Annotated in this window: 15 protein-coding genes; 11 read left to right on the top strand and 4 right to left on the bottom strand. The window is 66.6% G+C overall.

Annotated elements, in window-relative coordinates; genetic code table 11:
• Positions 1–4: 4 nt before the first annotated feature.
• Together AAF184_08060 and ligD are read right to left on the bottom strand one after the other, a co-directional pair.
• The gene (locus AAF184_08060; GenBank protein ID MEO0422272.1) at positions 5–571 is read right to left on the bottom strand and encodes a hypothetical protein; all 567 of its coding nucleotides are present in this window, start codon (positions 569–571) and stop codon (positions 5–7) included.
• 51 nt (positions 572–622) lie between these two features.
• Positions 623–3,187 (bottom strand): DNA ligase D, encoded by a 2,565-nt coding sequence (gene ligD, locus AAF184_08055; protein MEO0422271.1) that lies wholly within the window; start codon positions 3,185–3,187, stop codon positions 623–625.
• Between the two features lie 79 nt (positions 3,188–3,266).
• Here ligD and AAF184_08050 point away from each other — a divergent pair, with 79 nt between their 5' ends.
• From AAF184_08050 to AAF184_08040, 3 genes are all read left to right on the top strand, one after another.
• Entirely contained in the window at positions 3,267–4,181 is a 915-nt protein-coding gene (locus AAF184_08050; GenBank protein MEO0422270.1) for a Ku protein, read from the top strand.
• Between the two features lie 33 nt (positions 4,182–4,214).
• On the top strand, positions 4,215–5,114 hold the full coding sequence (locus AAF184_08045) for a tetratricopeptide repeat protein (protein ID MEO0422269.1): 900 nt from the start codon (positions 4,215–4,217) through the stop codon (positions 5,112–5,114).
• A gap of 117 nt (positions 5,115–5,231) precedes the next feature.
• Positions 5,232–5,975 carry an alpha/beta hydrolase-fold protein gene (locus tag AAF184_08040; protein MEO0422268.1) on the top strand — a complete coding sequence of 248 codons (744 nt, stop codon included), beginning with the start codon at positions 5,232–5,234 and terminating at the stop codon, positions 5,973–5,975.
• A gap of 23 nt (positions 5,976–5,998) precedes the next feature.
• On the opposite strand, the gene AAF184_08035 is transcribed toward AAF184_08040, so the two are convergent.
• Positions 5,999–9,874 carry an EAL domain-containing protein gene (locus AAF184_08035; GenBank protein MEO0422267.1) on the bottom strand — a complete coding sequence of 1,292 codons (3,876 nt, stop codon included), beginning with the start codon at positions 9,872–9,874 and terminating at the stop codon, positions 5,999–6,001.
• 326 nt (positions 9,875–10,200) lie between these two features.
• On the opposite strand from AAF184_08035, the gene AAF184_08030 reads away from it, so the two are divergent.
• Entirely contained in the window at positions 10,201–11,871 is a 1,671-nt protein-coding gene (locus tag AAF184_08030) for an EAL domain-containing protein (protein ID MEO0422266.1), read from the top strand.
• 99 nt (positions 11,872–11,970) lie between these two features.
• The gene (locus tag AAF184_08025; protein ID MEO0422265.1) at positions 11,971–12,477 is read left to right on the top strand and encodes an MOSC domain-containing protein; all 507 of its coding nucleotides are present in this window, start codon (positions 11,971–11,973) and stop codon (positions 12,475–12,477) included.
• A 65-nt stretch (positions 12,478–12,542) separates the two neighbouring features.
• Here AAF184_08025 and AAF184_08020 read toward each other — a convergent pair whose 3' ends face one another.
• Positions 12,543–12,884, bottom strand: coding sequence for a high-potential iron-sulfur protein (locus AAF184_08020; protein MEO0422264.1), 342 nt, complete (start codon positions 12,882–12,884; stop codon positions 12,543–12,545).
• Between the two features lie 346 nt (positions 12,885–13,230).
• On the opposite strand from AAF184_08020, the gene AAF184_08015 reads away from it, so the two are divergent.
• The 6 genes from AAF184_08015 to AAF184_07990 all read left to right on the top strand — a co-directional run bounded on the left by AAF184_08015 (position 13,231) and on the right by AAF184_07990 (position 19,203).
• The gene (locus AAF184_08015; GenBank protein MEO0422263.1) at positions 13,231–14,970 is read left to right on the top strand and encodes a DUF885 domain-containing protein; all 1,740 of its coding nucleotides are present in this window, start codon (positions 13,231–13,233) and stop codon (positions 14,968–14,970) included.
• A gap of 138 nt (positions 14,971–15,108) precedes the next feature.
• Entirely contained in the window at positions 15,109–15,765 is a 657-nt protein-coding gene (locus AAF184_08010) for a pyridoxamine 5'-phosphate oxidase family protein (protein MEO0422262.1), read from the top strand.
• Between the two features lie 111 nt (positions 15,766–15,876).
• The gene (locus AAF184_08005) at positions 15,877–16,278 is read left to right on the top strand and encodes a hypothetical protein (protein MEO0422261.1); all 402 of its coding nucleotides are present in this window, start codon (positions 15,877–15,879) and stop codon (positions 16,276–16,278) included.
• 3 nt (positions 16,279–16,281) lie between these two features.
• Positions 16,282–17,094 (top strand): sterol desaturase family protein, encoded by an 813-nt coding sequence (locus AAF184_08000; protein MEO0422260.1) that lies wholly within the window; start codon positions 16,282–16,284, stop codon positions 17,092–17,094.
• Positions 17,087–17,845, top strand: coding sequence for a response regulator transcription factor (locus AAF184_07995; protein MEO0422259.1), 759 nt, complete (start codon positions 17,087–17,089; stop codon positions 17,843–17,845). The genes AAF184_08000 and AAF184_07995 overlap by 8 nt, the downstream gene beginning before the upstream one ends.
• Complete coding sequence (locus tag AAF184_07990) at positions 17,845–19,203, top strand: ATP-binding protein (protein ID MEO0422258.1); 1,359 nt, start codon at positions 17,845–17,847, stop codon at positions 19,201–19,203. Before AAF184_07995 ends, AAF184_07990 begins: the two co-directional genes overlap by 1 nt.
• The last annotated feature ends 148 nt before the right edge of the window (positions 19,204–19,351 follow it).

The raw sequence follows: 19,351 nt of genomic DNA, 5'->3' as shown, positions 1-19,351 counted from the left end.
AAGATCAAGGCTGATCGCGAGGGTCGCGCAGCGCCGGCTCCGGGGTGAGCACCATGATCTGATCGGTGTACAGGGGATAGCGCTCGAGCAGCGGCGTGTTGGCCTCGCGGAAGCGCTCCCGCGCGACGTCGGCGCCATCGCGCACCTCGAGGCTGATCAGCTTTCGCGTGTCGCGATCGTAGGCGGCTTCGAGATCGCCCAGATAGGTGATGGCGCCCTCGCGGACGCGGAATCCGCTATCGCGGGAAAGGGGAACGCTGTGCAGGCCCAGGCGCACCTCGCGCCATTGATAGTCACCCGCCGGCAGTTCGACCAGCTCCAACTCGCCGCTTCGCCTGACCCTCACCTTGCCCGACGCGCCATCGCCCCTCGGCGCGTAGTAGAGCTGGAGCCGCTCGAAACCGATCTCGTACGCCTCCCAGTTGGTGTGCACGACGATCAGTGCGTAGCCGTTGCCCGGCCGAATGCGATCGACCATGACCACGGAGGTGGTGCTGGAGCAAGCGGTGAGCAGCGCAAGGGCGCAGATGAGCAGGAGGGGTGATCGCCAGGGCATGAGGTGAACGCGCACGAAAACTCCCTTCAGAGTATCACAAGGTGGCTGCGCCGAGCCCCACGCCCCTCAAGCGTCTCGGTGTGCCTCCCAACGGCTGCCGAGGCGCTGCAGCACCGCCAGCAGATCCGGTGCCTCGGTCAATAGATCGGCCCATGGGTCGACGCGCAGGGAGCGCAAGCGGCGTAGCGCATTGGTCACCGTGTAGCGCTGCGATTGGAGACCACCCTTGACCTCGCGCCAGGCCAGGGGCATTGACACGGGGGCGCCCGGCAGGGGGCGCACGCTGTAGGGAGCGACCAGCAGGCGGCCGTGGCCGTTCTGCAGATAATCGATGTACACCTTGTTCTGGCGCCGCTCCACGGCGCGCGTGATGGTGGCGATTTTCGGCAAGGCGGCTACCGTGATACGCGCCAGCAGCTCCGCCAGCGTGCGCGATTGCTCGTAGGCGAGCTGCCCGCCCAGGGGCAACAAAATGTGCAGGCCGGTGGATCCAGTGGTCTTCACGAAGGCCGGCAGCTGCACGTCCGCACACAGCGCCTGCAGGAAGCGAGCGATCCTCAACACGTCCGAAAAGGGGGCGCCCTTGGGATCGAGGTCGATGATGCTCCAGTCCGGATGGGCCAGGTGACTGAGGCGGCTGGACCAGATGTGCAGGGGGATCGTGCCTAAGTTGATGATCCAGCGCAGGGCCTGCTCGTCCTCAGCCACGAAGTAGTTGATCTCGCGCTCGGCGTGTTGGCTCCACAGGGTTTCGCGGCGCAGCCAAGGGGGTGCGTAGGCGGGGGCATCTTTCTGGAAGAAGGACTTCCCTTCGATGCCATCGGGATAGCGGGTCAGCACGAGAGGCCTATCGCGAAGATAAGGTAAAAGGTAAGGGGCGATCTGATCGTAGTAGCTGACGAGCTGGCCCTTGGTGATCCCATCCTCCGGCCAGAAGACCTTATCCTGATTGGTCACCGGCACCTCGGCGGGCTGCTGCGCACCGGTGGGCGCATCCGACGGCGCCGAGTCAGTCGTCGTGGCGGCCGACTGCTCGGGTTCCCCTGCCCCCGCGTAGAGGCACTCGTGGATCTCCTTATCTTCACGCAGGCGCAGGAACACCGGTTGGCGCAAGCGCCCCTCGCCACTGTACTGCTTGTGACGTACCTCACAGATCAGATCGCTCGAGCGCCAATGCCAACTACCCATCGCCCCAGGAGGCAGGGCCTCGGGGAGCTTCGCCAAGGGCGCAGCCGTGCGCAGCCTCGCTGCCAACCGATCTCTCAGGGCACCGTCGAAGCCCGTGCCGACCCGCCCCACGTAGCGCAGTCGATCGCCTTGATACTGACCGAGCAGCAGGGCGCCGAAGCCACTCTGAGCCCCGTCGCTGTCCGTGTAGCCGAGCACCAGACAATCCGCCCGGTGCTCCACGGGAAGCTTGCGCCAGTGCGCCGATCGCCCCTCCACGTAGGGCGAGTCGGCGCGCTTGGCCATCAAGCCCTCGAGGTCCAGGCGCTGCGCTTGCTCGTACAGGGCCTCCCCCGCCTCTTGCACATGCCCCGTGTAGCGCACCAGGCCGCTGCTCGGCAGGAGCTTCGCCAGCCACTGCTTGCGCTCGTGCAGGGGCAGGGAGCGCAGATCGAAGTCGCCCACCACGGGGAGATCGAAGGCGTGGTACTGCGCCGGCATGCGCACGCTCGCCGCCCGCACATCCGTTCGCCGCAGACGTTTGGCGCGCTGTTGCATGAGGGCGAAGGACGGCAGGCCCCGCGCGTCATTCACGACGACCTCGCCATCGATCAACCATCGCGTCACGGGCAGGCGCGAGAGAGCGAAGGCGACCTCCGGGAACGTGTCGGTGAGATCGTTCCCCTTGCGCGACCTCAGCACCACCGGTTGGTCGCCACCCTCCCTCGCCGCCAGCAGCCGATAGCCATCCAGCTTCGGTTCGAACAGCCAGGCGGGGTCACTGAAGGGCTTGGCCGGCTCGGCCAGCATCGGCTTCACCGCCGACAGTTCGACCCGACGCCGCTCAGCGCCCGACGCCTTAGCCAGCTGCGCACCGAGCGCCGCATCGGCGTCGTAGCCAGCCGCCACCTGCTCCACCGTGAGTCCGCTCAGCACCGAATCGTGCGGGTAGGCCTCGTCCGTGTCCTCATCCTGAACGTGGCGATCGCGCTCCTTGATGAGCAGCCAGTCCTTCTCCCCACGTTTGGTCTTGATGAGGGTCCAGCGGCCGTGCAGCTTGGCGCCGTGGAGGTTGAAAAGCAGCTTGCCCTTCTCGAAGCCAGCATCGACATCTTCCAGCGGCTCCCAGCGCCCCTGGTCCCACACGATCATCGTGCCGGCGCCGTAGTTGCCTTCGGGAATCACCCCTTCGAAGTTGGCGTACTCCAGGGGGTGGTCCTCGGTCTGCACCGCAAAGCGCTTGGTGGAGGAGTTCGGCGACGGCCCCTTGGGCACGGCCCAGGAGACCAGCACGCCCGCCATCTCCAGGCGCAGATCGTAGTGGCGCGCCTGGGCGTGATGCTGCTGCACAACAAACAGGTTACCCCCCGCCACGGGCCACCCGCCGGCGAAGGGCTCCGGAGTTGAGTCGGCAGATCGCTTTGCCCTGTAAGTTGCGAGTTTTTCTGTTGTTTTACCGGGCACGTGAGTTGCCTGAGAGCCCCCCTGGGGGCTATGCTGACGAACCGTCATCATCGCTCAACAAACAAGGGAGCGGGTAGCCATGGCAGCACGCGCGTTGGCCTCAGCCAGCATCGCCTTCGGTCTGGTCTCGATTCCGGTGAAGCTCTTCGCCGCCGTCGATTCCACCCACGCGGTGCGTTTCAACCAGATCCACAGCAAGGACGGCTCGCGCATCAAGCACCAGACCGTCTCGGCCAAGACTGGCGAACCGGTGCCGCGCAGCGAGATCGTCAAGGGCTACGAGTTCAGTAAGGACCAGTACGTGCTGTTCTCCCCCGAGGAGCTAAAGGCGCTGGAAGCCACGGCGGACCAGATGATCGACGTGGTGGAGTTCATCGAGGCTTCCCAGGTCGATCACCTGATGGTGGACAAGGCCTACTACCTCGGGCCGGACAAGGGTGGCGCTCGCGCCTACAGCTTGCTGGCCGCAGCCCTGCGCAAGACCGGCCGAGCCGCCATCGCTCGCTACGCTGCGCGCGGGCGCCAGCACCTGGTGATGGTGCGCCCCTTCGAGGACGGCTTGATGCTGGAGCAGCTGCACTACGCGCAGGAACTGCGCCGCTTCTCCGACCTGGAGGTGGAGACGGCGGAGGTGCGTGACGGCGAACTCGACCTCGCGGTGCAGCTCATCGAGCAATCGGCTAGTGAGCGCTTCGAGCCGGAGAAGTACAAGGACGAGGTGCGCGAACGGATGCTGGATCTGATCCAGCGCAAGGTGGACGGTGAGGACATCAGCGTCACCCCGGCCGAGCACGCGGATGACAAGATCATCGATATCATGGAGGCGCTGAAGGCGAGCATCGCCTCGCGCGACGGTGAGGAAGGTCAGTCGCGCAAGCCTGCGCGCAAGAGCCCCGCCGCCAAGAAGGCGACGACCAGGAAAAAGAAGAAGGCCAGCACCAGCAGCTCAAGCCCCACCACCCGCAAGCGCAAGGTGGCGGCCGGCGAGCGCTGATCCGCTTTTCAAGCCTCGATCGGTCACCGTACGATGGCACACGCCAGCAGCGCCCAGCTCGCCCCACCAACGCTCTCGACCAGCAGCAGCACCCCTATGCGCGGATACACCACCCGTGAAGCGGCTCAGCTCGCCGCCCTGCCCCTGGAGCGTGTGCGCAGCTTCGCGCGCGCCGGCCTGCTGGATGCCGAGCGCGAGGCGCAGGGCAGCCAGTACCGTTACAGCTTCCGCGACATCGTGCTTCTGCGCGCGGCCAGCGAGCTGGAGCAGGCGCAAGTGCCCGCGCGACGGATCCGCACCGCCCTGCACGCCCTGCGCCAACGGCTGCCCTCGCGGCAGCCGCTCACGGGCGTGCGTATTACCGCCGTGGGGGACAAGGTGCTCGTGCGCGAGCAAGGCACCCTGTGGCAACCGGAGACGGGACAAGCCACCTTCGACTTCAACGTCCACGACCTCGCCGCGGATGCGGCCCCGCTGGTCATCGCCAGTGCCGATGCGGCGGAAGAGGACATCGCCACCACCGCCGAGGACTGGTTCGTCCTCGGCCTCGACCTCGAGTCCGTAGACGAGGCGGACCGCGCCATCGTGGCCTACGCCCAGGCCGTCGCAGTAGATCCACGCCACGCCGATGCCAACATCAACCTGGGTCGGCTGCTGCACGACACGGGCGACGTGCAGGACGCCGAACAGTGCTACCGCCGCGCCCTCGCGGTGTATCCGGAGCACCCCACGGCGCGCTTCAACCTCGGGGTGGCGCTCGAGGACCAGGGCCGGCACGCCGAGGCGATCACCGCCTACGAGCTGGCGCTGGAGCGCGATCCCGATCATGCGGATACGCACTTCAATCTCTCCCGTCTCCACGGGCTGGCCGGCGACCGGGTCACCGCCTTTCGCCATCTGCGCCGCTACCGCGATCTCACGGGCCAAGGCTGAGTTCGCCGCGCTCCCAGCGGTTCCCCCTCGGCGAGCGCCTGCGCTACGCTACGCCCCCTTACCGCCATCGCAGCCCCGCGGACCTCACGCGGGCCTCACGTTCTAGGAAGTAAAGGCATGTTCAGGAAGCACGACCTCGTCCCCACCAAGCACATGGATCGACCCATGCACCTGTGGCGCTACGGGCATTTCGGGCCGCCAGTGCTGGTGCTTCCTTCCGCTGCCGGTATGGCTCACGAGTGGGAAGCCGGCGGCATGATCGAGACCTTGGGTGACTGGCTCGATGCCGGTCGCCTCAAGCTCTACTGCACCGAGAGCAACGTGGCCGAGGCCTGGACGCGCAAGGAAGGCCCACCGCAATGGCGCATCCGCCGCCACATGGCCTTCGAGCGCTACCTGGTGGAGGAACTGGTGCCCCTGATCCGCCAGGACTGCGAGAGCGAGGACATCCCCATCGCCGTGACAGGCACGAGCATGGGCGCCTTCTACGCCGCCAACCTGGCCCTGAAGTTCCCCAAGATCTTCCGCTACGCCCTGTGCATGAGCGGGCGCTACCACGCCACCCGCCTCACCGATGGCTTCACCAACGAAGACGTCTACTTCAACAACCCCATGGCCTACGTCGCCAACATGACGGGCGGCTACCTCGACGCCGTACGCGAGAACACGCACCTCACGCTCGTGTGCGGGCAGGGCAAGTGGGAGGATGGGAACATCGAGGACACGGCAGCCCTCGGCGAGCTACTCACCTCCAAGGGCATCAGCTGCGAGACGGACCTGTGGGGCCACGACGTGGACCACGACTGGGCCTGGTGGCGACGTCAGGTGCGCCACCACTTCGCCCGGGCACTGATCGACTGAGCAGCGCCCGCCTGGGCGAGCCCTCAGCCGGCCTGCACCTGCTCCGACGCGTCCGTCAGGGCGTAGCGCTCGCCTAAGGGATGTCGTCGGTTCAGCAGCCAGTACTCGAACTGGGTGCAGGTGAGGGGGCGGGCGAAAAGGAAGCCCTGGAACTCATCGCAACCCGAGCGCTGCAGGGCTCGAACCTGCACTTCCGTCTCGATGCCCTCGGCGATCACCCGCAGACCCAAGCTGTGCGCGACGCCGATGATGGCCTCGCAGATCGGTCCGCTCACCGCATCCTCGCCGATGTCCGACACGAACTGACGATCGATCTTCAGCGCGTCCAGGGGCAGGTTGCGCAGGTAGCCGAGCGATGAATACCCCGTGCCGAAGTCATCGACCGACAGGGAGAAACCGAGCTCACGCAGGGTGGCCAGGGAACGCGCCACCTCGCCGAGGTCGTGGAACAACATCGACTCGGTGATCTCCACCTCGATGAGCGTGGGCGAGATCTCCGCCACGTCGGTCGCCAGGCGCAGGGTGTCGACGGGGTCGCCGCGATGGAACTCCGCCGCCGACAGGTTGATGGCGATGGGCACCACCTCGAAGCCGTTGCGCTGCCAGATCCCCTGCTGCTGACTCGCCGCGTAGCTGACGAAATGGCCCAGGTCGCCGATGAGGCCGGATTCCTCGGCGATCGGGATGAACTCCGCCGGTGAGACGAAGCCCCGCGTTGGGTGGCGCCAGCGCAGCAAGGCCTCGGCGCCGACGATCTCGAAGGTGCGGGCGGAGAACTTCGGCTGGAAGTAGATCTCGAGCTCGCCCTGCTTGATCGCCGTGCGCAGATCGTTCTCGAGTTCGAAGCGCTGCACCTGGCGCGAGTTCATGCGCCGCGTGTAGCGCACGTGAGCGTTGCCGCCCTCTTGCTTGACCTTGAAGGTGGCCGTGTCCGCCTGCGCGATGAGCTGCTCGGACGAGTCGCCGTGCTCGGGGTAGGAGGCGATACCGATACTGGCGGTGATCACGAACTCCTGACCGCTGTGCTGCACCGGCGCGCAGATGCGATTTCGCAGTGTGCTCGCCAGGCGCTCCGCCTCGGGCATGGCCGACATGTGGCGCACGAAGATGAAGAACTCATCGCCCCCCGCGTGGGCGAGCTCACGACGGCCCACGCCGTCGCTCGACTGGCTGACTTCCTGAGCGAGGCGCGAGGAGATCTCCTTGATGACGTTATCACCTACCGCCTGACCGAGGGTGTCGTTGATGCGCTTGAACTTGTCGAGGTCGATGTGGATGACGGCCATGCCCTCATCGCGCTCCGACGCCTCGTCGATCCCCTCCTGCAGGCGCTCGGTGAAGAGCTTGCGGTTGGGCAGGCCGGTCAGCTTGTCGAAGTTCTCCAGGCGACGCATCTCTGCCTCGCGCTCATGCCTTTGGCGCTGCCACAAGAGGAGTCCGAGGACCAGCAACAGTGCGGTGGCCACGTAGGCGATGTACGCCCAAATCGTCTCCCAGGGAGCCGGCAGCACACGCACGTCGATGGAGCGGCTGCCGCTCCACACGCCGTCGCTGTTGGCCGCCCGCACTTGGAACACGTAGCTGCCCGCATCCAGGTTCGTGTACGTGGCCTGGTTGAGGGGACCCACCGTGTTCCAGTCGCGGTCGAAGCCCACGAGGCGGTACTCGTAGCGATTCTCGCCGGGTGCATTGAAGTCCAGCGCCGCGAAGGCGAAGGAGATCATGTCCTGCGTGTGGTCGAGGGTGAGGGCGCGCACCAGCGAGGGCGGATCCTCGGTCTGCGCGGGCAGGTTGAAGATGCGAATGTCGGTGATGACCACGGGCGGAGGTCGCGCCGGGTCCTCGACGTCGTCCGGGAAGAACGCGTTCAGGCCGTTGACACCGCCGAAGAAGAGCATGCCGTTGGCGCCGCGATCGTGGGCAGCGAAGTTGAACTCATCGCCCTGCAAGCCGTGGCTGCGGCGGTACAGCTTGCTCTCGCCGTTCTGCGGGTTGTACCGCATCAGGCCGTTGTTGGTGGAGAGCCACAGGCGGCCCGCCTCGTCCGATTGAATCCCGTAGATGGCGTTCAGCTGCAGCCCGATCTCCTCGACGGAGCGGAACACGACATCGCCCGGCGAGGCGCCGGCGTAGTCCACCTCGATGAGATCCCCCTGCGCCGTGCCCAGCCACAGGGTGCCATCCTCGGCCACGTGCAGCGCGAACACCGCATCGCTCGGCAGCTTGTTCGGATCGCTGCGGTCGCTGCGGAACACGTGGAAGCCCTGGAGCTGCGGATCGAAGCGATTGAGCCCGGCGTTGTCGGTACCCACCCAGATCGTGCCGTCCGGCGTTTGCGCGATCACGCTGGCGCGCGGACCGCTCAAGGCGTGGTCGTTGAGCGGGTCATGGGGCCATTGCTTCCAGCGCCCCGTGGCCTTGTCCAGCACGCTCACGCCACCGCCGTGGGTGCCGACCCACACGCTGCCGTCGCCCGCCTCGAACAGGGACATGATGCCGTTTGCACTGATGCTGTTCGGATCGCCCGGCACGTTGCGATAGACCACCGTCTCACCGGTGGTGGGATCGTAGCGGTGCACGCCGCCGGTCATCGTGCCCACCCACAGGCTCTCGGCCTGGTCGATCATCAACGACATGGTCCGGGTGTCTTCCAGCACCGGACCCAAGGGACGCTCCGCGCTGTCCACCCGCAACTCGCGACTGGTGGGATCTAGCTGGGCGAGGCCGTTGCCGAGCGTGCCGATCCACAGCTTGTTCTCACGATCGGCCACCAGCGCGGTGACGATCGAGTTGTCCAGCCAACCGCCGGCAAAGTGCCCCATCGACCACGAACGCGGGTTCCAGCGGGATACCCCCCCGGAGCGCGTGCCTACCCAGAGCAGGCCTCCAGCGTCCTCGTAGAGCCCCATGATGTAGTTGCCGGCGAGACTGTTCGAATCCAGCTTACTATCCCGATAGGTACTGAAGGTACCCTCGGCCGCATTGAGGAGGTTGAGACCATCGGCGGTCCCCACCCACAAGCGCCCGAAGCTATCGGACTGAATCGCGCGCACGTAGTTGTGCGACAAGCTGCCGGGCGTCTTCGGGTCCGCCCGAAAGTGCTCGAAGGACACCGTGCCGAGGGCCGACTCGACCAGGCGGTTCAGGCCTCCCTCGAAGGTACCCACCCAGAGGCTGCCCGCACTGTCCTCTGCGATGGCTACTACCGTGTTGTCGCTCAAGGATTCGGGTCGACTCGGGTCGTGGGTGTAGCGAATGAAGTTGCCCGAGCTTGCGTCGTAGCGGTGCAGGCCTTCCACCGTGCCCACCCAGAGGCGATTGCGCGAGTCGATGAGGAGCGCGCGCACCTCATCGCTGGCCAGGGCGCCGGTGCCAGGATCTCCGGCGCGAAAGATGTCCACCAGGCCGGTGGCCGGATCGAGGCGATTCAGGCCGCCGCCGCGGGTTCCGATCCACACTTTATCGTCGGCGCCGAGGGCGATCGAGCGCACCGATCCACTGGAGAGGGCGCCGCCCGATTGGCGTCCGTCACGATCGACGGCGAAGGACTGGAACTTGTCCGTCGCGCGCACCCAGCGCACGACACCGCCGCCGTCGGTGGCCAGCCAGAGGTTGCCGTCGGCGTCTTCTTCGATGTCCCAGATGTAATCGCTCGGCAGGCTAGACGGGTCGTCGCGACGGCTCTGGTAGCGCCGCACCTCGTAGCCGTCGTAGCGGTTCAGCCCGCTCTCCGTGCCGATCCAGATAAACCCTTGGGAGTCCTGGTGCACAACGTTGACCGTGCTCTGCGACAGGCCGTCTTGCACGGACAGATGTTCGAAGTACATCGGCGGCGACGCACTCGCCAGGGCGAGTTCGCCGAGCAAGGCCACCAGCACCACTATCAGGGTTCGACTCACAACTGCGCCTCAAAAATGGAACGGTGGGGCGCGCTGGGACCCATCACCCGGATCCTGCTACCCCATCGGCTTACCGCTTGGCCGCAGTGTGCTCGGGTGCTGGAGGCAACGGAATTCGCCCGTTCTCACTTTCGCGGACACACCTCGCGAGATGCTACAGGTGTGATCCAGATCAACCTCGCGGGTGGGTGTCGTGGGCCCGGTTCGGGTCTTGGCGCCCCACGACACACGGCCTGTAAGGCGTGGACCTGGCAGCCTGTGCGCCCGTTCATTGAGACCATCAACGCAACGGCGCACCCTGCTCGGCTATGAGTACGTTGCAGGAAATGCTGGGCACTAGCCTTCCAGACACCCTATTGATCGTCGATCGCCAGGGCGTGGTCGTGGACGCGTGCGCGGGCACGGACGGCTTCCTGTTCGACGCCAGTCCATGCGGCCGTCACCTGTCGGACTTCTGGCCGACGCAAGCGGGCGAAGCCATCCAGCGCGAGGCGCGCAAGGTGCTCAAGTCGCGTCGACCGCAGTCTGCACGGCTGACGCTGCCCAGCGCCGACGGTCAGGACGTGGAGTGCGAAGCGCGCTTCCGTGCCCACGGCCGTAGCACCGTACTAGTGCTGCTGCGTGCAGCCGACAGCCTGCGCGAAGAAGCGACCGTGGTGGGCCTCGCCAGCACGAGCGTGGACCTCGACACGGAGACCGGCCTTCGCACCCGCCACTGGCTCACGGCGCGAGCCGTTGACTGCTTCAACGACGCACGCCTGCGCGAAGACTCGGTCGCCATGGTGGTGATCGAGTTCCCCCAGCTCGACACGATCAACGCGTCCTTCGGTCGCGCCGTCAGCGTGAAGATCCTGCAACTCGCCGCCGATCGCATCGGCGCCCGTATCCGGCGGCGCCGCGACCAGAGCGAACGCGACGAGATCGCCCTGCTCGCCCGCGACGCCATCGGCCTCGTGGTACCCGGCGTCACCGGTGCATCGCAGGTCACTCCCCTCGCCGAGCGCATCAGCGAAACCCTGGCCGCGCCCTTCGCGGTGGAGGGTCGAGAATTCGCCGTGAAGAGCGGTATCGGCATCTCCCTGTTCCCGCGCGATGGGAACGATGCAGAAGTTCTCCTGCAAAACGCCTACGCCGCCCTGAACGATCGCACGGGTCAGTTCCGCGCGCGGCCCGCCTTCTACAGCGACACGATGCCGCAGCGAAGCCTCTCCCGCCTCGACGTGCAGGACGAACTGCGCATGGCGATCGAACAGGGTCAACTCAAGCTGCGCCACTCACCGGTGGTCAATGCTGGCTCGGGGGAGATCCTCGCCGTGCAGGTGCGCCCGGTCCTCGAGTCGCCGATGCGCGGGGAGATCGGATCCTCCCGATTGATCAGTTTCGCCGAATCGACGGGCCTGTCCGCGCTGCTGCTCCATCAGACCCTGGAGCTGGCCTTGTCCAGCGTGCCCGGCGTGCTGGGCGACGAACTCGAGGACAGCGCCGTCATCCGCTTCCAAGCGCAGATCGGCCAGCTCAGCGAAGAGCTGCCGAACCAGCTCAAGACCCAGTGTCGCGAGCGCGGTGTGGCGCCGGAGCAGATCTGTGTCACCGCGCCGGAGCGTGCGGTGATGCGAGGGGATACGGCGGCGACCCTGGTCGCCCTCGCTCGCCTCGGCGTTCAAGTCATGCTGCGCGAGTTCGGTGCCGAACGGATCCGCCTCACGGACCTCGCGGCTCAACCCTTCCGCGGCGTCGAGCTATCGAACGCCCTCGTGCAACAGCTGCGCAGCCAATCGGGGCAGCGCATGTGCAACGCCGTCGCTCGGTTCGTGCACGCCCTCGACATGAAGGTCGGCGCCACGTCCGTGGACAACTCCGATGAGGTGAACCTGTTGACCCGCTACGGCTGCGACGAGGTGGCAGGCCCCCTGTTCGGCGAAGATCTCACCGCCGATGACCTGGCCGAGCTCCTCGCCTTGCAGCGTCGCGGAATCGTGCGCTACTACAACCAGTAGGCGCCTGAGGCGTGTTCCCCGTCGGTCACTTGCGCCCAGCCCTGACTGGCAACCACACTCTCGCCTTCGCAGCAGCAACACCATCGATGCAGGGCGACGATGCGCACCATTCGGGAGCTCATGGAGCAGCACGCCCAGGCGGGCGAGGTTCAGTGGATCGGCTTGCGCACGCAACGGCGCGGGCCAGTCGAGGTGGTCGACACGGCCACGATCACCGCCAGCGGCCTGGCAGGCGACCGACGCCAGCGCCCAGGCAAGCGAGCGATCACCCTATTTCAGTGGGAACACCTGCCGGTGATCGCCGCCCTCGCCGGGCGCGCCGCGGTGGATCCTGCCCTACTGCGACGGAACATCGGCGTCAGCGGATTGCAGTTGCTCGCCCTGCGAGAGCGCCCCTTTCGCTTGGGCTCGGCGATTCTTGTGGGGACGGGTCCCTGTGCACCCTGCTCCCACATGGAGGACGCACTCGGTGCCGGGGGCTACAACGCCGTGAGGGGACACGGCGGAATTTGCGCGCGCGTGGTGCAGGAAGGGACGCTGACGCGCGGCGATGCGCTGGTGCCTCTCTCAGCGAGCGAGGCCGAGGCCCTGAGCCGCGATGCATGATCGCGCGCGGGGCCGATGACCTCACCGCGCTGGGCACGACGCCCAGCGCGGTGAGAGACGTCTCATCAGGCCTTGGCGACCCAGGAGTTGCACCAACCGTTGGCGCTCACCAGCTTGCCGGCGAAGATCGGGCACGCGCCCCAAGCTTCCTCGCCGCCCATGTACAGCTGGCAGCTCTTGCACACCTTCTTGGCGCCGTCCTCGCCGGCACGGGCCGGGTAGGCGGCGGTATCGACGGTAGAGGCATCGTGCTTGTAGCCGAGGGCGACGGCGGTGGGATCATCCTCGGAGACCTTATTGTCTTCGGCCTGGGCGACACGGCCCGCGAGAGGAATCGCCAACACGGCGCCGCTGGCCAGCTTCAAAAAGTGGCGGCGGCCCGAATCATTACGGGTAGAGTCGGTCATCTCTTGCTCCTTATCACGACTTCGCAAGAACCGGTTTACGACGGGATCGTGAACCGTGTGAGTCAGTGCCTGGCGCGGCACGCTGTGCGTACAACTTTCGTGCGCCGAGGCGAGGCGGATGAAGTCTATACTGCTCCCGCGGGAGAATTGCCCGTTGAGAGTCGGGCGCAGGTAAGACTGATTTTCATTTGCGCTCTCCTAGCAGCGCTCTCAGGTGCCTGCGACCGCAACCGAGTGGGTCAGTTCCCCTCCCAGCGTCCAGGACACACGAGTTTGCGAACGGGTAACTAGGGCTATGGATTACCGCAATACTCATTCGCATCTTGCACTGGCGTGGCTGACTACGATGGTCAGCACCGTATTAGCCGCCGCCCCGCCGGTGTCCGACGCCGATAAGGTCGTTGACATCGGCAACGATTACATGAGCGCACGACTCGACGCCCTTCCGGAGTTGGTCTACCTGGGGGTGGGCGGGGAAGACGCGGCCTCGCGGGTCGATCACGGCGCGCTCGCCGACAATTCGCCCGAGGGTCTGGCCCGCGGCCAGCGCCTGGAAGACGCGCTACTCGCTCGCCTGGATGCCATCGACGGCGAAAGCCTGCGCACACGCGAGGCGAGCGCTTGGGTGCTCTGGGTGAGCCTTCGCGAGCAGCTGGGCGCATCGCAGGGCCTGCGCGTCTGCCGCAACGAACTGTGGGGCCTCAACCACATGAGCGGCTGGCAAACGCTCTACCCGCGCGTGGCCGGCAAACAACCCCTCGACAGCGAGGCCGATCGCGCGGCCGCCCTGCGCCGATGGTCGGCCTTCCCCGCCTACATCGCCCAACAGGAGGATTGGCTGAGGCGCGGCCTCGAGGCTGGCTACAGCGTGCCCGTGAGTGTCGTAGACCGGGTGATCGGTCAACTCGAGGGTTTGCTGACAGAATCCCCAGAAGACTCGGCGCTCGCCGCCTTCGCCACGCGCAGCGAGGACGCCCCCTATCGGGAGAGGGCCCTCACCCTGCTCGCGCAGCGCATCCTGCCGGCGGTCGAACGCCACCGCGATTTCCTCTCCTCCTTCTACCGACCGCGGGCACGCACATCCCTGGGAATAAGCGAACTGCCAAAAGGAAAGCAGTGCTACGACGCCTGGCTACGCCACTACACCACGTTGACCATCGACGCGCAGGAGATGTTTGCGCGGGGCTCAGCAGCGGTCACCGCGAATCGGCAAGCGGTGATCGACGCTGGCGCGACCACCTATGCGACGAATGAGGTCCGCGAGATCATTCGTCGCAACAATACCGCACCCAACAACAGCTTCAGCTCCCGCGAGGAGTTCATCGCCTATGCCACGGACACGGCGATCGACGCGCGCGAGAAGATCGGCCCCTACTTCGCCTACCAACCGCGCCAGCGGGCACAGGTCGAACCCTACCCCGCCTACCTCGATGGCTCTGGCCAGAGCTCGCGCTACGAGCGCAACCCGACCATCTCGAGCGCGGCGATCTTTCGCATCGCGACCGACGGTTGGGAGCAAGCGACCCGAGGATCGACGCAAGTCCTCACGGTCCACGAGGTGTGGCCCGGCCATCACCTGCAGATCGCCACGGCTAACGAACGTCTGCGCTTGCATCCCGCCGTCTCGATGACATCCAACGCCGCCTACGTCGAGGGCTGGGCACGCTACGCCGAGGCGCTTGCCGAGGAGGCCGGGGTCTACGATGTGTTCGCGAAGATCACCCGGCGCGCCTGGCCCTCGCGGGGCATGGTGGTCGATCCGGGGATCCACGCCTTTGGCTGGAGCCGCGAGCGCGCGGTGGCCTTCCTCCGCGAGTCCGGGCGCTTCGCCGGTGAGCAGGCACACGTGATGGTGGATCGCATCGCGGTGCTACCCGGCCAGCTCACCGCCTACGACACAGGGGCGCTGGAGATCATCGCCCTGCGCCAGGAAGCCGAGCAGGCGCTCGGCGAACGCTTCGACCTCCCCGACTTCCACGACGCCCTGCTCGGCAACGGCGTGCTCCCGCTGGCGGCCCTGCGCAGCGAAGTGCAGCGCTGGGTCGAGGCCCAGGTGCAGGAAAGTCACAGCGCCCTGCCGCACTGACCCTAACTCACTAGTGCGGGCGCACGGGCCGTTGACGCCACCCTTCCCTTGGATCAGGCTCACCCGCTGACGTGACCGAGGCGGTTGGCGCACCGGTACGTAGCACTGCCCCCTTTTGCACACGAGGAGATCGCACCGGTGAGCAAGCTCTACGCCGATGAACACCGCGCCCTGCAAGACCGTTTCGACAGCCGCCGCATGGCCGATCTGATGGAAGGCGGGCTGGTGCACGACGCCCTGACCGACCAGGAGCAGGCCTACCTCGCCAGCCGCGACATGTTCTTCCTGTCCACGATCGATCCCCATGGCCGCCCCACCGTGTCCTACAAGGGCGGCAACCCCGGCTTCGTGCGCGTCGTCGACCCAGGCACCCTCGCCTTCCCCTGCTACGACGGCAACGGCATGTTCTACTCCATGGGTAATCTCGCCCGCACGGCCAAGGTCGGCATGCTCTTCATCGACTTCGAGACTCCCCATCGCCTGCGAGTACAGGGCGATGCCAAGATCGTGGACGACTCACCGCTGCTCGGCGACTTCCCGGAAGCCCAGTTCATGGTGCACGTGAAGATCGAGGAGATCTGGGTCAACTGCCCGCGCTACATCCATCCCCACAAGCGGGTGGAGACCTCGCGCTACGTCCCTCAGGAGGGGCAAGAGACGCCCATGCCGGCCTGGAAGCGGATCAACTTCGTGCAGGACGCGCTGCCGGCAAAGGACCAGGGCAAGGCCGACACGGCGGGGGGACTCATCGAACAGGAGGAGTACGAAGCGCTGGTGGGCAAGGGCGAGGCCTGAGCCGACACCGGGGCGCCTCGCGCCTTTACGTTTCTTTCCGTTCAATGGCGGTGGTTTACGCCCCCGCGCCTATCGTGGCTCCCCTATCCACATGGAAACGGGAGCCCCCGCATGACACGCCTATTTCTCACCCTGGCCCTGACCTTCGCCACCGCTATCGCCGTGGCCCAGCCGAACCAAGCCCAGCAGGAAGAACTGCAACAGCGTCTGGCCGATGTGGCTGAGCGCCTGGAGCTCACCGAGGAGCAGAAGGTGCAGATCGAACCGATCATCACCGAAAGCTTCGCTCAACAGCAGCAGCTCCTTCGCAAGTACGGCATCGACCCCAGCGGCCAGGGCGGCCGTCCGAGCCCCCGCACGGCGCGCCAGCTGCGCGGCGACATGCAGGACCTTCGCGAGAACACGCGCCAGCAGCTCGACGGCATCTTGAGCGAGACGCAGATGGAGGAGTTCGCACGCTTGCAGGATGAGATGCGCACCCAGATGCGCAACAAGATCCGCGGCGGTCGCTAGGGCATGGAGAGCACCGCCAGGCTCGCCCTCGGCGGCGTGATGCTGGCACTGTTCCTGGCGGAGTGCCTGTGGGCGTGGCGCGCGAGGCGCCACGCCTACGAGGTTCGCGAGGTGCTGTGCAACGTCGCGATCGCCTTCGTCAACGGCTTGATCAAACCCCTCACGCTCGCGTGGAGCTTGTTCCTGCTGAACCTGGTACAGCCCTGGCGCGTCGTCGATCTACCGACCTCCGGCGCCGTGTTTCTCCTCACCTTCCTGGTGACAGATTTCGCCTACTACTGGTTTCATCGCCTCAGTCATCGGTGGCGGCCCCTGTGGGCGATTCATCAGGTACACCACTCGAGCCCGTGGATGAATCTGAGCACCGCGATCCGTCTCCCCTGGTTGGGCAAGGCCGTCACGCCGCTCTACTTCGTGCCACTGGCGCTGCTCGGGCTGCCCGCTCCGTTCATCGCCCTCTCCCTCGGCATCGGACTGCTGTATCAGTTCCCCCTGCACACACAGGCGATTCCCAAGCTGGGCGCCTTCGAGGGTAAGCTGCTCAACACGCCGTCCGCCCATCGCGTGCACCATGGCGCCAACGCGCAGTACGTCGATCGCAACTACGCCGGATTCTTCATCCTGTGGGATGTACTCTTCGGGACCTATCAGGCGGAACGCGAGCCCGTGCACTACGGGGTGACCACAGGGTTTGTCAGTCACAACCCCCTGAGGGTGCAGTGGCAACCCCTGGTGAACTACTGGCGCGAGCGCAGGGCACCGATCGCCAGCGTTGACGATGGCGTGCGCAAGGTGGACGGTGTAGCGCATGTCTGACCCAAGCGAGAGGACCCTGGCCGTGTTGCCCGATCTGCCCGTGACCCAAGAGATCAAGGTGCTGCTGGTGGACGACGACGCCGAGTTCGCTCAGCTCGTCGACGAGTACCTGGGCGCCGAAGGCGGCTTTGCCGTCACCGCCCGCGGCGACGGCGAGGCCGGCGCGCGCAGCGCCCTCACGGGCGAGTACGACGTGATCCTCCTCGATGTGGGGCTCCCCAAGCAGAACGGCTTCTCCGTCCTGAAGCTGATCCGTGAGCAAATCGACACGCCCGTCATCATGCTCACGGCGCGAGGCGACGACCTCGATCGCATCCTGGGGCTGGAGATCGGCGCCGACGACTACCTGGCCAAGCCCTGCAACCTGCGCGAACTCGCCGCCCGTATCCGGGCCATCATGCGGCGAACGCGCGGCGGCGGTAGCAGCGACGTGCAGGCGGAGTCCGGCCGCGCCGTCATCGGTGATCTCACGGTGGAGGCTGGCTCCCGCTCCGTCTACCGCGACGGCGAGCTCATCGCCCTCACCGGCGCGGAGTACCTCGTGCTGGACGCCCTGCTGGCGCAGGCGGGGGAAGTGGTGGACAAGGGCGCCATCGCCAAACACGCCCTCGGTCGCCGCCTCCAGCCCTACGACCGCAGCGTCGACGTGCACGTAGGCCACCTACGCAAAAAGCTAGGCCCCCTGAGCGATGGGCGACAACGGATCAAGACCGTGCGCGGGCGTGGCTACCTCTACGTCGTCCTCAGCTGATGGCCTTCTACCAACGCATCCTCGTTGCCAGCTGGGGCATCTTCCTGCTGACCATGGCCATCTCCCTGAGCGCCGTGCACTTCGCGCCCGGCAGCGACGAGAGCGCGGACAAGCGCATCGTCGCGCGCTTGGTGCAGCAGGTGGCCCGCGACTTGAGCGCCGGCCTCGCAGAGGATCCGGACAACGCCGTGGAGGCCCTGCTCACGCGCCAGAACCTGAGCCTGGCGCCGCTGCTGGAGATCTACGTCATCGACCCGGCAGGCGACGACGTGCTCGCCCGTGCGCTCCCCCGACGCATCGCTGAGGTGTACACGGGGAAACGCCAGCACAGCAGCCCGATGCTGCACGTAGACTCGCCCGACCTGCGCGGGTACACGATCATCGGCGACGATCAGTTCTTCCCCCTGGCGCAGGTGCTCGTGCGCCCGGGCGGCCGTACCTTCATGCTCGCCGTAGGCCTGGCCGTGAGTGCCTTGATCTCCATTCTCCTCGCCCGCTTCATCGTGCTGCCCGTGCGCCGCATCCGCGAGGCGGGGCGCCGCGTCGCCGACGGTGACCTCTCGGTGCGCGTGGCGCACACGGTGGGTAATCGATCGGACGACATCGCCAGCCTGGCCCGCGACTTCGATCGCATGACCGAGCAGGTCGAGGGCTTGCTGCAGGATCAGCAGCGCCTGATGCGCGACGTATCCCACGAGCTTCGCTCGCCCCTGGCTCGGCTGCTGGCGTTGATCTCCATCGCGCGCCAGCGCGCGGCGGCCGACGACGCCCCCGCGAGCACCGAGCAACTCGACCGCATGGAGCGCGAGCTCGATCGGGTGGACGAGCTGATCTCCAGCATCCTCGCCTTCGCCCAGCTCGACCACGCCGATGCGCTGCACAGACAACCGATAGACCTGGTGGACCTCCTGGAAAACGTGGTGGACGACGCCAGCCTCGAAGCCCACGCAGAGGGCAAGGAGGTGCAGCTGCTGGCGGGGTCGGAGCCCCTCGTGATGCCCCTCGATGGCGCCATCGCGAGTGCGTTCGAAAACGTCGTGCGCAACGCCGTGCGCCACACGGCGCCGGATTCGCGGGTCGAGGTCTCGATCGCACGCACCGACGCGGGAGTCACGGTGACCGTGGATGATCAGGGCCCGGGTGTTCCACCGGAAGCGATCACCCAGCTCTTCGCGCCCTTCTTTCGCGTGGAGGAAGGACGTGGCACGCGGTCGGGGAGTGGCGGGCTGGGCCTTGCCATCGCCGAGCGCTGCATGCGCCTACACGGCGGGGCTATCGCGGCTGTCAACCGGCCTGAGGGGGGCCTGCGGGTGACCATGTCGCTGCCTCGAGCGGCGGAGGCTGCCTCAGCAGGCTAGGGAAGCTCTGCACAAGTCCGGTCGCCAGCCCCGTGCGTCCAGCGGCGCGAGATCAAGGCGCGCGAAGTTCCCTGTAGCCGCAGCTACAGGTGACTTTGCGCAACGCCGAGCTCGCGTCGCTGGTGCGCGGGTATGGTGGGCGGACTTG

The organism is Pseudomonadota bacterium, from assembly GCA_039815145.1.
Lineage (GTDB): Bacteria > Pseudomonadota > Gammaproteobacteria > Steroidobacterales > JBCBZW01 > JBCBZW01.
Note: the sequence above shows the minus strand (reverse complement) of the source record. Positions and strands in the feature narration are given on the sequence as shown.

Coding starts and splice junctions, on each gene's coding strand:
- AAF184_08050 (MEO0422270.1), top strand. CDS start 3,267: ATGGCAGCACGCGCGTTGGCCTCAGCCAGCATCGCCTTCGGTCTGGTC.
- AAF184_08045 (MEO0422269.1), top strand. CDS start 4,215: ATGGCACACGCCAGCAGCGCCCAGCTCGCCCCACCAACGCTCTCGACC.
- AAF184_08040 (MEO0422268.1), top strand. CDS start 5,232: ATGTTCAGGAAGCACGACCTCGTCCCCACCAAGCACATGGATCGACCC.
- AAF184_08030 (MEO0422266.1), top strand. CDS start 10,201: ATGCTGGGCACTAGCCTTCCAGACACCCTATTGATCGTCGATCGCCAG.
- AAF184_08025 (MEO0422265.1), top strand. CDS start 11,971: ATGCGCACCATTCGGGAGCTCATGGAGCAGCACGCCCAGGCGGGCGAG.
- AAF184_08020 (MEO0422264.1), bottom strand. CDS start 12,884: ATGACCGACTCTACCCGTAATGATTCGGGCCGCCGCCACTTTTTGAAG.
- AAF184_08015 (MEO0422263.1), top strand. CDS start 13,231: ATGGTCAGCACCGTATTAGCCGCCGCCCCGCCGGTGTCCGACGCCGAT.
- AAF184_08005 (MEO0422261.1), top strand. CDS start 15,877: ATGACACGCCTATTTCTCACCCTGGCCCTGACCTTCGCCACCGCTATC.
- AAF184_08000 (MEO0422260.1), top strand. CDS start 16,282: ATGGAGAGCACCGCCAGGCTCGCCCTCGGCGGCGTGATGCTGGCACTG.
- AAF184_07995 (MEO0422259.1), top strand. CDS start 17,087: ATGTCTGACCCAAGCGAGAGGACCCTGGCCGTGTTGCCCGATCTGCCC.
- AAF184_07990 (MEO0422258.1), top strand. CDS start 17,845: ATGGCCTTCTACCAACGCATCCTCGTTGCCAGCTGGGGCATCTTCCTG.